The organism is Pseudomonas viridiflava (assembly GCF_900184295.1).
Taxonomy (GTDB): Bacteria; Pseudomonadota; Gammaproteobacteria; order Pseudomonadales; family Pseudomonadaceae; genus Aquipseudomonas; species Aquipseudomonas viridiflava.
On sequence record NZ_LT855380.1, the window covers coordinates 555626 to 567791 of the forward strand.

The window sequence follows — 12166 nt, forward strand, 5'->3', positions numbered from 1 at the left end:
ACCGCCTCCCACGGTCCGGTGCTTGCCGCGCGACAGCGCTATGTCGAAGACGTGGTGGCGCCTCCCACAGACGCCGGGGCCGTTCAGCAGGTTCGGTTTTCTGACGCCCGGCCCTACCGATGCAGTATGGCCTGATGGATTTCCTGCAACGGCATGATGCGTTGCGCGGCGTTGAGTTTGATGGCTTCCTTGGGCATGCCGAACACGACGCAGCTCGCTTCGTCCTGAGCGACGGTCGAGCTGCCAGCATCGAGCATCTCCTTGAGACCGCGTGCGCCGTCGTCGCCCATGCCGGTCATGATGATTCCAGTGGCGTTCTTGCCCGCGAATTTGGCCACTGAACGAAACAGCACATCCACCGAAGGCCGATGCCGGTTGACCAGCGGCCCGTCGATCACCTGAGCGTGATAGTAGGCGCCGCTGCGGGTCACCATCATGTGTTTGCCACCGGGAGCGATCAGCGCGAGACCGGGCAGAATACGGTCGTTGTTCTTTGCCTCGCGAACTTCAATCTGGCACAGGTCGTTGAGGCGTGCTGCGAACGAGGCGGTGAATTTCTCCGGCATGTGCTGCACGATGACCATGCCGGGACACACCCGAGGCAAGGACGTCAGCACAGCCTCCAGCGCCTGGGTTCCCCCGGTCGATGTACCGATGGCGACAATCCGTTCGGTCGTCTGGGCCATGGCGTGTCCGTTGGCAGCGGGCAGAATGGCATCCGCAGTGAGCTTGCTGGCGGGCGCCAGGACCGGAACCGCAGCGCGCTTTCCCAAATTCCTGACATTGGAATTGGCTGCCGCACGGATCGCTGTCACCAATTCTGCTGCCGACTCGATGAGAAAGTTCTTCAGGCCCGTGGTGGGTTTGGTGATGATTTCCACGGCTCCGGCGGACAAGGCCTGCAGCGAGGTCTCTGCGCCTTTCTGCGTCAGCGACGAGCAGATCACCACCGGCGTCGGGCGCTCGCTCATGATCTTCTTGAGAAAGGTGATGCCGTCCATGCGCGGCATCTCCACGTCCAGCACGATAACGTCCGGCCATTCCCGTGCAAGCTTGTCCATTGCGAAAATCGGGTCCGAAGCGGCGCCCATCACATGCATGTCGGGCGTGTCGTTGAGGATCGCCAGCAGTACCTGACGAACCACGGCCGAATCATCGACCAGCAGTACGCTGATTTTTTTGGTTGGCATCGTTATCGATGGTCCCTGTTGGTGTGTGCCGGACCCAGACGTTGCCGTTCCAAAGGTCGAAGATGATATTACGGTAGCCGGTGCTGCCCATGTCCTGCGCCATCAGGTGCAAATGGTGCTGCTCGGCGAGCATCAGGGCGGCACGGATGTTGAGGTTGGCGACATCATGCGCATGCAGATCATGACGGTGACAGGGAAACATCTCTCCACCGCCGAACAGCTTGACCTGATAGTCCTCAGGCCGGGTGTCGTTGATGCGCGCATGACGGATGAGCATTTCAAGGGCTTCATCGGCGTACTTGCCGTCCAGTGGCTGGCCTCTGCGGATACGTCCCGGAAGCATGAAGTGGCACATGCCGCCGATATGCCGTAACGGATGCCAGAAGGTAATGGCCACGCAGGACCCGAGCAGGGTGCGAAGGCGGGTAGGGCGGGTCGCAAAGCTCACTTCACCGGGAGCCAGCACCACTTCGGCCGCGCCGACAGGCTTTTTCATGGTTTGCGGTAAATCGAGGGGGCGACCAGCTTCAGGGTGTCGTTTACACCGTTGAGGCTTTCCGAATGGCTGATGATGAAGAAACCGCCCGGCTTGAGACGTGGCAGCAGGCGTGCGACCACCTTGCTCTTGGTTTCCTGATCGAAATAGATCATCACGTTGCGCAGGAAGATCACGTCGAATTCGCCTAGATCGGGCAAGGTTTCATTGAGGTTCACCTGAACGAAATTGACCCGGTTGCGCAGCGACTTTTCGATCAGAAAGGTGCCGTCCTGACGGCCAGTGCCCTTCAGGCAATACTTGACCAGCAACGGCTGCGGGAGGGTGCCTGCGCGTTCCATGGGGTAATGGCCGGTGCGTGCCTTGGCCAGCACCTGGGTGCTGATGTCCGAGCCGATCACTTCCCAGGGCGTAGTCCCCAGACCTTCGGCCAGGGTCATCGCCAGGCTATAGGGCTCTTCTCCGGATGAACTGGCAGCACTCCACAATCGGAACGTCTTACCCGGCGTTGCCTTGGGCAACACGTGCTGGCGCAGAAAATCGAAGTGCTTGGGCTCGCGGAAGAAGTACGTCTCGTTGGTGGTCAGCAGGTCCAGCGCGACCTGCAGTTCACCGTGGCGCTGGTCCGTCATGATCAGCTTGAAGTAGTCGCCATAGCTTTTCAGTTCATAGTGCTTGAGGCGCTTGAACAGGCGGCCGGCTACCAGCGCCTTCTTGGCCGGCGACAGATTGATACCCGCTGCGCGATACAGCCAGGATTGGAACTGGCCGAATTCGCGGTCGTTGAGTGCGGCTGTGTCTGGCATATGCGGATCTCAGTGCGCGTCGAAATCGAGAGCGGGTGTCTGACCGGCTTCGGCCAGGCTCGACATCTCGTCGATGGACAGCACGCGTTCGACTTCCAGCACGATGACGAACTTGCCCTCGACCTTGGCCATGCCGCTGATGAAGTCGGCGCGAATGCGTGCGCCGAAATTCGGCGGCGGCTCGATCTGCGAGGCGGGAATTTCCAGCACCGCCGAGACCGTATCGACCAGCAGACCGATGTCCTGCGGCTGACCGTCTTCGGTGCTGGCTTCAATGATGATCACGCAGCTGCGTCGCGTGGTCTGCGAGTTTTGCCGGCCGAACCGCGCCGACAGATCGACCACCGGCACGACGGCACCGCGCAGGTTGATCACGCCGCGCACGAACGAGGGCATCATCGGCACCACGGTCAGACTGCCGTACTCGATGATTTCCTTGATGCCCAGAATGCCGATGGCGAACATCTCGCCACCGAGCATGAACGTCAGGTACTGCGCCTCTTCTTCCACTGCGGCTGCGGTCTGGTGTGTCTTGGCCAGTGCGCCCATGTCGTTCTCCCTGTGTGACCTGTATCCGGTCTGCGATCAGAAACGGGTGAATTCCGATTCATCCGGCGCGCTGGCCATGTTGTAGGCAAACGCCTTTTTAGGGGCGGGCTTGACCGGTCGCGACGGCTGGCGAGGCGGGGCGCTGCTGGAGGAGTCAACGCTCAAGTCGTTCACGGCCGTTCTGGATGCCGAACTCAGGACGAAGAAGCTCATGGCCTGCTGCAACTGCTCTGCCTGGCTGCTCATCTCTTCAGCGGTCGCCGCCAGCTCTTCGCTGCTCGACGCGTTCTGCTGCGTTACCTGATTGAGCTGAGTCATGGCGGTGTTGATCTGCGCCACGCCTGCGGCCTGCTCTTCGGACGCTGCGCTGATCTCCTGCACCAGGTCCGAGGTCTTGTTGATCGACGGCACCATCTCGTCCAGCAACTTGCCGGCCTTCTCGGCCATGTCCACGCTGCTCGAAGACAGCTCGCCGATTTCCTGAGCCGCCACCTGGCTGCGCTCGGCCAGCTTGCGCACTTCGGCGGCAACCACGGCGAAGCCCTTGCCGTGCTCACCCGCACGGGCCGCTTCGATTGCGGCGTTGAGAGCCAGCAGGTTGGTCTGGTAGGCGATGTCGTCAATGATGCTGATGCGTTGGGCAATTTTCTTCATCGCCACCACGGTCTGCTGCACCGAATCGCCACCTTCTGTGGCTTCCTTGGCGGCCTTGCTGGCCATGCCGTCGGTGACCTTGGCGTTCTCGGTGTTCTGGTTGATGCTGGCGCTCATCTGTTCAACCGACGCGCTGGTCTCTTCAACGCTGGCGGCCTGCTCGCTGGTGGCCTGACTCATGGACTGAGCCGTGGCGCTGACCTCTTCAGAGGCGCTGGCCAGATTATCGGCCGCGTTGCGCACTTCACCGATGATGTGCGACAGCTTGCCGACCATGTTGCGCATGGCGTTGAGTACCATACCGGTTTCGTCTTTCGAGCCTTCCGCTATCTGCGCGCTCAGGTTGCCTTCAGCCAATTGCTCGGCGGCGATGGCAGCGTCCTTGAGCGGGCGGGAAATGATCCGAGCGATGAACAGCGCCAGACCCAGTCCGATCAACAGCGCAGCGACCAGCACCGCAATGATCGAGATGCGCGCATTTTCATACAGGGCCGCGCCTTTCTCGCTGGCCGTGGTTGCGCCTGCATCATTGAGCTCGACCATTTTCTGTAGCTGGTTGGTCGCTTCATCGAAGTGCAGCTTGGATTCGCCCTTCAACAACGTGCGAGCCTGGTTCTCAAGACCCTGGCGTGACAGGTCGAACAGCTCTTTGCTGACCACCAGATACGCTGACCATGCAGTGGTCACGCTGTTGAACAACTGGCGATCCGTGTCGTTGGACAACAGTTGTTCATAGGTGGCCAGGCGCGTTTCGAATTGCTTGCGCGCTTCTACCGCCTCCTGCTCCATCTGGGTCTTTTCCTGCGCTGTATCGGCAGCGATGTGCCGGTTCTCCTTCAGGCGGTAGCTGGCCGCGAAAAAACGCATGCCCGAGGCGGCACGCATGGACGGCATCCAGTTTTCCTTCATGTCTTGAGCGGTCTGGTTGACCTGCCCGAGCTGAATGATGGCGAACACGCCCATGGCAGCCGTCAGCGCCAGCACGACCAGGAAGGAGGTGATCAACTTGGTGGATATCTTCAGATCGTAAAACCATTTCATCAGGGTTACCTCCATGGAAATGCAGGCGCGTCAGCGGGCCGCAGCCGACAGCGAATAAGGGGTTTGGGTCGAGCGGGCTTCCAGCTGGACGATCTGGTTGAGCAGCGCCGGTATGTCGAGAATCAGTGCCACCGCGCCGCTGCCCAGAATGGTCGAGCCGCTGATGCCACGCAGGCCGCCGAACAGTTTGCCGAGCGGCTTGATCACGGTCTGGAACTCGCCGAGCAGGTCGTCCACCACCAGCCCGGCCTTGTGCTCTGCGTAACGCACCACCACCACGTTCTGGCGCCGCGCCGGCGGACCTTCATGGTTGAAGTGATCACGCAGGTACACCAGCGGCAGCACCTCGCCGCGCAGGTCCAGATAGCCGTTGTCGCGGCTGGACTGACGGTCCTGTTCGTCGAGTTCGATGCACTCCTGAACCATGTCCAGGGGAATGACATAGGTCGATTGATCGATGCCGACCAGAAAGCCGTTGATGATCGCCAGCGTCAGCGGCAGACGAATGCGCACGATGGTGCCCTCGCCGGGCTGGCTGTCCAGGTCCACCGTGCCGCGCAGCAGGGTGATGTTGCGCTTGACCACGTCCATGCCGACGCCGCGCCCCGACAGATTGGTGACCGCCTCGGCCGTGGAAAAACCGGGCTCGAAAATCAGGTTGTAGATTTCCTGATCGGTCAGCACCGCGCCGCTCGCGACCAGGCCGCGCTCCTGCGCCTTTTCCAGAATGCGCTCGCGGTTCAGGCCTGCGCCGTCATCGGCAATTTCGATCACGATGCTGCCCGAGTCGTGGTAGGCATTGAGGCTCAAATGACCCTTCGCCGACTTGCCTGAAGCACGGCGCGCTTCAGCGCTTTCAATGCCGTGGTCCATGGAATTGCGTAGCAGATGCATCAACGGGTCGCCGATTTTCTCGACCACGGTCTTGTCCAGCTCGGTCTCTGCACCACTGATAATCAGATCGATGTCTTTGCCCAGTTCCTGGCTGACATCGCGCACCACTCGACGGAAGCGGTTAAAGGTATCGCCGATGGGGATCATGCGCAGGTGCAGGGCGCCGTCGAGTATTTCTTCGACCAGCCCCGATACCGTCGAGCTGGCTTCCTGAAGCGGCGCGTTGTTGCAGGAGCGGGCCAGCAGACTCGCCCCGGCACTGGCGATCACCAGTTCGCCGACCAGATTGATCAGCTCATCGAGCTTGTCGGCGTTGACCCGCACATAGCGGCCATCCTTGTTCTTTTGCTCGTTCGCGGGCGAGGCGCGTTCTGTGGAAACCTGTGCGGGGCCTCGCGGCACGGCGCGCTGATCGCCCAATAGTTCACCACTGTGGATGACCGGGCTGGTGTCGTCCTGCGACACCAGATCAGTGCGTGTGGATTCCGCCGTTTCATCCAGGGCAGTGATCTCTACGGCGCAGTCTTCGCGCACGAAATCGAACACTTCATTGATTGCTGCATGCCCGGCCGCCGAGCGGAAATCGATCTCGAAACCCAAATGACAGGATTCGGGGTCCCATTCCTCGACGGTCGGAATGCTGTCGGTCACGGTGGTGACCTGGACCATCTGGCCCAGCGTATTGAGGTAACGCAGGAACGACAGCGGGTCCATGCCGTTGCGAAACACGTCCACGCCGAAACGCAGGGAAATGTGCCACAGCCTTTCTGCCTGAATGTCGCTGACAGTTTCCGACTGCACAGGCTGGGCAGCCGCTTGCGCAGGTGCCTGATACGCCTGCAAGGCCTGACGCAGCGCCGCTTCACGCTCCAGCGCCGCGGCCTGAAGCTGCTCGCCACGGCTGGCCACCACGTCGATCAGCTCAAGCATGTGGTCGCCGGACTTGAGCAGCAATGCAATCAACTCCGCATCCACCGACACGCTGCCTTCACGCAACCGGTCGAGCACGTCTTCGACAATATGGGTAAAGCTGACAATCGGAGTCAGGCCAAACAACCCGGCAGAGCCCTTGATGGTGTGGGCCGCACGGAATACCGCGCCGATGGCATCCTGATCGCCCGGCTCGCTTTCCAGTTGCAGGAGGGATTCCTCCATGGCCAGCAACAGCTCACGCGCCTCGACGATGAACGTCTGCTGTGCCTGATCAAGATTAATGCTCACGTGAACTTCCTTTTCGATCACTGAACCACACTGCAACGGGCGCTAAGCGAAGGCGCCCGGATGACACAGTTCGAATGTTTCCACGACCGCCTTGCTCTGCCCGGTCAGGCTGAGTGCGGTGCCGGTTTTGCCAGCCTCGCGCTCGATGACCGCCAGCAGTTGAAACCCTGCGCCGTCCATTTCGGTCACCTGCGACAGGTCAATCTCCATGCGCGGCGCATTACCCATCTGCGGCAGTAGTCCGGCAGCGAGTTCGGTCACGGTGTAAATCGTCAGTTCGCCATCGATGCTGACACGCAGGGTGTCAGCAGTGACTTCGCTCAACATCGACATGCTGGCCTCCGTGGCCCGGACACTCAGGGCAGAATGAGCTTGGAGACCGCAGCCAGCATCTGTGCAGGCTGGAACGGCTTGACCACCCAGGCCTTGGCACCAGCGGCCTGGCCTTCGGCCTTCTTGGATTCCTGCGACTCGGTGGTCAGCATGATGATCGGCGTGAACTTGTAACTGGCCAGCTTCTTCACTTCCTTGACGAAGGTGATGCCGTCCATGTTCGGCATGTTCACGTCGCTGATGATCAGGTGCACCTTCTGCCCGCTGAGCTTGCCCAGTGCATCCTTGCCGTCGCAGGCCTCGATCACATCGTATCCAGCACTTTTCAGCGCAATGCCGACGACCTGCCGAACGCTGCTCGAGTCGTCGACCACCAATACACTCTTAGCCATGATTCGCTCCTAGAAGAACGTGATTTCCTGAGAATTCTGTTGCGCTGCCGATTCGCCGCGGTGCGTGCGGCGCTGTTCGTCAGTGGCGTAAGTGGACTCCATGCGCGCCAGCCACTCGCGGGCATTGATCGCGACGGCCTCGTCCGGAGACTGGCTGGACTGCTGCAAATGGGTGTGCAGCGAGTCGATGTTGTCGCGCACATGGGTGAGGATCTGACTGACCCGGTCCTGGAACTGCAGGCTGACCAGCACCTCGGTCATCTCGTCGCGAATGCCGTAGCTTTCCTGTTTCAGCAGGTCGGCGGATTCGGCCAGGCGTCCGGTAATGCTCTGGAAACGCTGCAGCACATGCTGGATGCTTTGTTCGGACTCGGCCACCGAATGGCTGTCCTGATCCGCGCCGCTGGAGGCAGCCTGAACCAGTTGGGTAATGGCGTTGTTGATGATGTCGACCTTGGCCGACATCTGCTGACCGGTCTCGCTGGACTTGCTCGACAGGCTGCGCACCGCATCGGCCACCACCGCAAAGCCTCGCCCGGCTTCACCGGCACGCGCTGCTTCGATGGCCGCATTGAGGGCCAACAGGTTGGTCTGCGCCGCGATGGCTGCAACGTCGGCCGCCATGGTACGCAGCTCACCGGTATAGGCCGTGAGGCTGCGCACCTGGGTCAGCGTCTCGTCGCGGCTGGCCTGCGTGGCTTTCAAGGAATCAATGACCTGGCTCAGCTCGCTGTCGCTCTGCGCCAGCACCTTGAGCGCGCCGTCCGCATTCTGCCCGTCCAGCTCACCCGCAGCCTGCTGCGAAGCCTGAACGGTCTCCTGCAGCCGCTCGGAAATGCCCGTGAACCGACTGGTCAGCTCAACAATGGCGGTCTCGGTCTGCTGACGCGAGCTTTCGACCTGCTTGGCCCAGATCGGCATCGCACCCAGCAACACTTCATTGAGCTGCGCCCGAGAAGCCTTCGCGCCGATTGCAGCGTCATTGGCCTGATGCTGTGTGAGCGTATCCGCCGTCAGACGCACGGCCTGTTCACGTTGCGAACGCGCACTCCACACCCCGGCACCCACGCCGAGAATGGCCAGTACGACGCATGCAGCAAGATTGGCAGAGGAGGCGCCCGACTGAGTCAGAATCCAGGCAATGGCCGGAATGACCGGGACCAGCGGAAACCAGAGGAAGCGGGGATGACTTTGACCTGGAGTACTACCGTACTGACTCGACGTCATGGGTTCGATCCTTGAACATTACAGCGGATGGAAGCAACTTAGGGGTTATCTGCCTCGATCATGGCAACTTTAGAGCGCACAGACGCCACCCGTCCGATTGATGACAGTTGGGTGACCAAGTGCATGATGTGCCTGAGTATTAGGTTTAGCTGTGATTCTGAGAATTGCGAGGGGAGGGAGATTTTGTACAGCGTCGCGGCTAACGTCGGGTTGTGGGAGGCCCTCCTCGACGCAGCGGCGTGGAGCAGAAAAGACGCCTATATGTCTTTGATACAGCGCGCGCTCGCAGTAAAAAAATCAGGCGCGTTGTTCGCGATGGCGCTGCCATTCCTCCCAGCAGTTCTCCGCAACGATATCCGGATAGCCCCGCTCCTGTTCCATACTGAGCGCGACACTGAACCTAACCGCCATGCACGTCGCCTTGTCCCGGATGCCGATAACTTCCTCCTCCGTGAGTGGCGAGCCTTTTTCGTTTTCTACGGCTGTAAGAATGGCTACCAACGCAGGTATGAAAACAAGGCAAATCGGATCGGTTTCCATGGGGGTCTCCAAGATTTTTCGCACCCTAGCAGAGTGGCAGAGCGGTCCTGACGCTTGCTCACAGTCAGGCAATGTGTGTGTTACATGCTAATCCGCAAACGCCGCCTCGATAAACGCCTCCAGCGTCTTCTCCTCCAGAATCTCCATCGAGAAATGCCCGAACCGCTTGGGCAGCCAGATGATTCTTCCCCCGGATGGCGTTTGCAGGTTCGAGCGTGCCAGCGGCTTGCCGTTCTCGTCTTCCGGCTGCACACCGGCTGCGATCAGTTCGTCGTAAACCTTCTCGATATCTGGCGTCGAATAACAATGCCGATAAATCATGCCCTCGCCTGACGTATCCAGCAGCTCCTTCAGATTCCCCGCCAACGGCTGGACCAGCATGAAACGCTCCGTGCCGATCATCGCGATGGCATAACGCACATGCAGACCGCCGCGTTCCCAGATCAGGGTTTTGGAGATTCTGGCTTGCAGGACGCGCGCGTAATAAGCGCAGGCTTCTTCGAGGTCGGTGACGAGGACGTCGATGTGGCTGAATTTTAGGTCCATTGAAAAGTGTTCCTGCTGGTGCGGTGAATGACAAAGTGCCTGCAATCTCGCACGCCTGAGGTGCGCTGTCATATTCTCCCGCTGTGAGTCAGGTGCAGATGAAGAACCAGAGGATGGACATATGACCGAGTGGGACATCTTTGAGACAGGGCACTGGCGTGTCAGCCATCGACGTGATGCGCGATACAACGGCTATCTGATGGTTGCGTCCGTTGCGTCGGCGTCTGACCTGACAGACGTTGCCGACGAGGCGCTGGCTGAGCTGGGAGGTGTTTTGCGCAGGACCGAACAGCTTCTGATGCGGGCGTATGAACCCTGGAAAGTGATCGTCTACAAACTGGGTTTCTCGGCAGGCTTCAATTTGCATTTTCATGTAGTGCCAGTAACGAAAGCATTGCTTGCAGAGATAGCCGCTCATCCTGGATATGCCGCTGAGCCGGATGGGAATGACGTGATACTTTTTCTGAGTCGTGAGTATTGCGAGCGGATGCTGAATGGGGAGGAGAGGGTGAATCAGATTGGCGAGGTAGACAGGCTGAAGGAAATGCTGGACTGATCGTGGCGCATTAAACACGCGGTGGCATCGCTTTAGTCTGGCTTGATATCGAGGTGCATGCAGCAGGGCAAAATGCCCTCCTGCGACGATCTGTCAGCGTGCAGTCAAGGCTGCGTAGCTGTTCATCAGGTTGCGGTAGTTCGGAATACGCTGGGACAGCAGATTGCCCAAGCCTTCGATATCGTTGCGCCAGTCGCGCTGCAACTCACACGCCACCGAGAACCAGTTCATCATCTGCGCGCCTGCTTGCGTCATGCGGTTCCAGGCGGCCTGCTGCACAGCTGTATTGAAGGTGCCGGACGAGTCAGTCACCACAAACACATCGAAGCCTTCAGCCAGCGCCGACAAAGTCGGGAAGGCTACACAGACATCCGTCACCACGCCGGCAATGATCAATTGCTTACGGCCGGTGGCCTTGATCGCTTTGACGAAGTCTTCGTTATCCCAGGCGTTGATCTGGCCAGGGCGAGCGATGTAAGGCGCGTCCGGGAACATCTCCTTGAGTTCCGGTACCAGCGGGCCATTCGGGCCTTGTTCGAAGCTGGTGGTCAGAATGGTCGGGAGCTCAAAGAACTTCGCCACATCGGCCAACGCCAATACGTTGTTCTTGAACTCATTCGGCGTGAAGTCCTGTACCAGCGAAATCAAACCTGTCTGGTGATCGACCAGCAGAACTACGGCGTCGTCTTTGTTCAGGCGGTTGTAAGTGGCGTTAGTCATCATGGAATCCTTTTTCGAAGTGGTGAATGGCTGTCGTTTCAACGTGTGGCTAGATTAATGTCCATCTGAGCGTTGAAAAATCGCTTGAAAAAGGTTTGTCTGTCAACCTGAAAGAGACAGTCTGGGCGGTGAGATGTGTGTGCGCTATAGACGCTGACGTCCAACTGGGCGCAGGGACTCAATCGCCGTCAACTTCCCTCGACGTTTGCCGGTGTGATCAGTGGCGTGCTCGGGGCGGGGTTGGAGTTGCGACAGGCAGTGCAGTGTGATTTTTGTCATGTGATACCTCCTTGGATAATTGAAGATGCGGGGTTTGGGCGTTTTTCGGGCGAGCCAATCCCGTTGGCGCTGGTGCAGCGTTTTTTGTTTGATGTGTTTTTTGGGGCTGAGTTATCGGCTGCTTTCAGGTAACAAAGTCAGCCTGCTCACCTGCGGTTACGCAGACCGAACCGGTCAAGAGCGGCGTTCTGATAATCTCTCCAGCTGTGATGGCAAATATGGATCCTATATAGGTTCCAAATGGTGTGCCCCATATAGGATCCTGTTAAGAGGGTGAATCGTGGACCTGGCTATTAAATTGAAAGCGATCCGGCGCACGGAAGGGGTAACCCAGTCCGAGTTTTGCGAGCGGGTGGGCATTAGCCTCAGCACGTATAAAAAATACGAGGCCTCGATGTTTGAGATGGGATACGGGGCGCTGTGCAAGGTGAGCAATCACCCGGATTTCAAGAAGTACACTCTGTGGTTGATGACGGGTGAAACCGCTCCTGATTGTGGTCAGGTTGGTGCGGAGTAGGGCTGAGGACTGGGCCGTCGGTTGATTGATGAGTGCGCCGTTAATCGCCGTGCCTTGGAGGTTCCACCGCGTCTTCGACCAAACACTCAACCATGGGAGGCGGCTTGCCGGCGATGCAGTCGACGCAGTCGACGCAGTGTGTCAGGAGCACCGCATGGTAGTTTCTCGTCGTATTGCCGCTCCAGACCTCGTGCTGAAAACGGCT

The 12166-nt window shown here is 59.3% G+C and carries 14 protein-coding genes; 2 read left to right on the forward strand and 12 right to left on the reverse strand.

Annotated elements, in window-relative coordinates; translation table 11 throughout:
* Positions 1-113 precede the first annotated feature (113 nt).
* The 11 genes from CFBP1590_RS02625 to CFBP1590_RS02675 form a co-directional block, all read right to left on the reverse strand.
* Positions 114-1190 (reverse strand): protein-glutamate methylesterase/protein-glutamine glutaminase, encoded by a 1077-nt coding sequence (locus CFBP1590_RS02625; RefSeq protein WP_025993473.1) that lies wholly within the window; start codon positions 1188-1190, stop codon positions 114-116.
* Positions 1153-1686, reverse strand: coding sequence for a chemoreceptor glutamine deamidase CheD (cheD, locus tag CFBP1590_RS02630; protein ID WP_088234439.1), 534 nt, complete (start codon positions 1684-1686; stop codon positions 1153-1155). The genes CFBP1590_RS02625 and cheD overlap by 38 nt, the downstream gene beginning before the upstream one ends.
* Positions 1683-2492 carry a CheR family methyltransferase gene (locus CFBP1590_RS02635; protein WP_025993471.1) on the reverse strand — a complete coding sequence of 270 codons (810 nt, stop codon included), beginning with the start codon at positions 2490-2492 and terminating at the stop codon, positions 1683-1685. The genes cheD and CFBP1590_RS02635 overlap by 4 nt, the downstream gene beginning before the upstream one ends.
* Before the next feature lie 9 nt (positions 2493-2501).
* Positions 2502-3041 carry a chemotaxis protein CheW gene (locus CFBP1590_RS02640; protein ID WP_088234440.1) on the reverse strand — a complete coding sequence of 180 codons (540 nt, stop codon included), beginning with the start codon at positions 3039-3041 and terminating at the stop codon, positions 2502-2504.
* A 36-nt stretch (positions 3042-3077) separates the two neighbouring features.
* Positions 3078-4736, reverse strand: a complete 1659-nt coding sequence (locus CFBP1590_RS02645) for a methyl-accepting chemotaxis protein (protein ID WP_029242339.1) — start codon at positions 4734-4736, stop codon at positions 3078-3080.
* Between the two features lie 30 nt (positions 4737-4766).
* Positions 4767-6851 (reverse strand): chemotaxis protein CheA, encoded by a 2085-nt coding sequence (locus tag CFBP1590_RS02650; protein ID WP_088234441.1) that lies wholly within the window; start codon positions 6849-6851, stop codon positions 4767-4769.
* Between the two features lie 42 nt (positions 6852-6893).
* Positions 6894-7184: an STAS domain-containing protein gene (locus tag CFBP1590_RS02655; protein WP_025993468.1), complete on the reverse strand. Its 291-nt coding sequence runs from the start codon at positions 7182-7184 to the stop codon at positions 6894-6896.
* Between the two features lie 23 nt (positions 7185-7207).
* Positions 7208-7576, reverse strand: a complete 369-nt coding sequence (locus CFBP1590_RS02660) for a response regulator (RefSeq protein ID WP_004880039.1) — start codon at positions 7574-7576, stop codon at positions 7208-7210.
* Positions 7577-7585: 9 nt separating this feature from the next.
* Complete coding sequence (locus CFBP1590_RS02665; protein WP_088234442.1) at positions 7586-8803, reverse strand: methyl-accepting chemotaxis protein; 1218 nt, start codon at positions 8801-8803, stop codon at positions 7586-7588.
* A 297-nt stretch (positions 8804-9100) separates the two neighbouring features.
* Positions 9101-9343 carry a hypothetical protein gene (locus CFBP1590_RS02670; protein WP_004880035.1) on the reverse strand — a complete coding sequence of 81 codons (243 nt, stop codon included), beginning with the start codon at positions 9341-9343 and terminating at the stop codon, positions 9101-9103.
* Positions 9344-9430: 87 nt separating this feature from the next.
* A complete protein-coding gene (locus CFBP1590_RS02675) occupies positions 9431-9889 on the reverse strand; it encodes a VOC family protein (protein ID WP_088234443.1) in 459 nt (152 codons plus the stop codon).
* A gap of 121 nt (positions 9890-10010) precedes the next feature.
* On the opposite strand from CFBP1590_RS02675, the gene CFBP1590_RS02680 reads away from it, so the two are divergent.
* On the forward strand, positions 10011-10445 hold the full coding sequence (locus CFBP1590_RS02680) for an HIT family protein (protein ID WP_058431054.1): 435 nt from the start codon (positions 10011-10013) through the stop codon (positions 10443-10445).
* A gap of 93 nt (positions 10446-10538) precedes the next feature.
* On the opposite strand, the gene ycaC is transcribed toward CFBP1590_RS02680, so the two are convergent.
* The gene (gene ycaC / locus CFBP1590_RS02685; protein WP_069142817.1) at positions 10539-11165 is read right to left on the reverse strand and encodes an isochorismate family cysteine hydrolase YcaC; all 627 of its coding nucleotides are present in this window, start codon (positions 11163-11165) and stop codon (positions 10539-10541) included.
* A 559-nt stretch (positions 11166-11724) separates the two neighbouring features.
* Between ycaC and CFBP1590_RS02690 the strand changes: the two genes are divergently transcribed.
* Complete coding sequence (locus CFBP1590_RS02690; RefSeq protein WP_029242333.1) at positions 11725-11961, forward strand: helix-turn-helix domain-containing protein; 237 nt, start codon at positions 11725-11727, stop codon at positions 11959-11961.
* Positions 11962-12166 lie beyond the last annotated feature (205 nt).

What these genes read in the sequence shown, in the direction of transcription:
- CFBP1590_RS02625 (WP_025993473.1), bottom strand. Translation starts at nt 1,190, where the DNA reads ATGCCAACCAAAAAAATCAGCGTACTGCTGGTCGATGATTCGGCCGTG.
- cheD (WP_088234439.1), bottom strand. Translation starts at nt 1,686, where the DNA reads ATGAAAAAGCCTGTCGGCGCGGCCGAAGTGGTGCTGGCTCCCGGTGAA.
- CFBP1590_RS02635 (WP_025993471.1), bottom strand. Translation starts at nt 2,492, where the DNA reads ATGCCAGACACAGCCGCACTCAACGACCGCGAATTCGGCCAGTTCCAA.
- CFBP1590_RS02640 (WP_088234440.1), bottom strand. Translation starts at nt 3,041, where the DNA reads ATGGGCGCACTGGCCAAGACACACCAGACCGCAGCCGCAGTGGAAGAA.
- CFBP1590_RS02645 (WP_029242339.1), bottom strand. Translation starts at nt 4,736, where the DNA reads ATGAAATGGTTTTACGATCTGAAGATATCCACCAAGTTGATCACCTCC.
- CFBP1590_RS02655 (WP_025993468.1), bottom strand. Translation starts at nt 7,184, where the DNA reads ATGTCGATGTTGAGCGAAGTCACTGCTGACACCCTGCGTGTCAGCATC.
- CFBP1590_RS02660 (WP_004880039.1), bottom strand. Translation starts at nt 7,576, where the DNA reads ATGGCTAAGAGTGTATTGGTGGTCGACGACTCGAGCAGCGTTCGGCAG.
- CFBP1590_RS02665 (WP_088234442.1), bottom strand. Translation starts at nt 8,803, where the DNA reads ATGACGTCGAGTCAGTACGGTAGTACTCCAGGTCAAAGTCATCCCCGC.
- CFBP1590_RS02670 (WP_004880035.1), bottom strand. Translation starts at nt 9,343, where the DNA reads ATGGAAACCGATCCGATTTGCCTTGTTTTCATACCTGCGTTGGTAGCC.
- CFBP1590_RS02675 (WP_088234443.1), bottom strand. Translation starts at nt 9,889, where the DNA reads ATGGACCTAAAATTCAGCCACATCGACGTCCTCGTCACCGACCTCGAA.
- CFBP1590_RS02680 (WP_058431054.1), top strand. Translation starts at nt 10,011, where the DNA reads ATGACCGAGTGGGACATCTTTGAGACAGGGCACTGGCGTGTCAGCCAT.
- ycaC (WP_069142817.1), bottom strand. Translation starts at nt 11,165, where the DNA reads ATGACTAACGCCACTTACAACCGCCTGAACAAAGACGACGCCGTAGTT.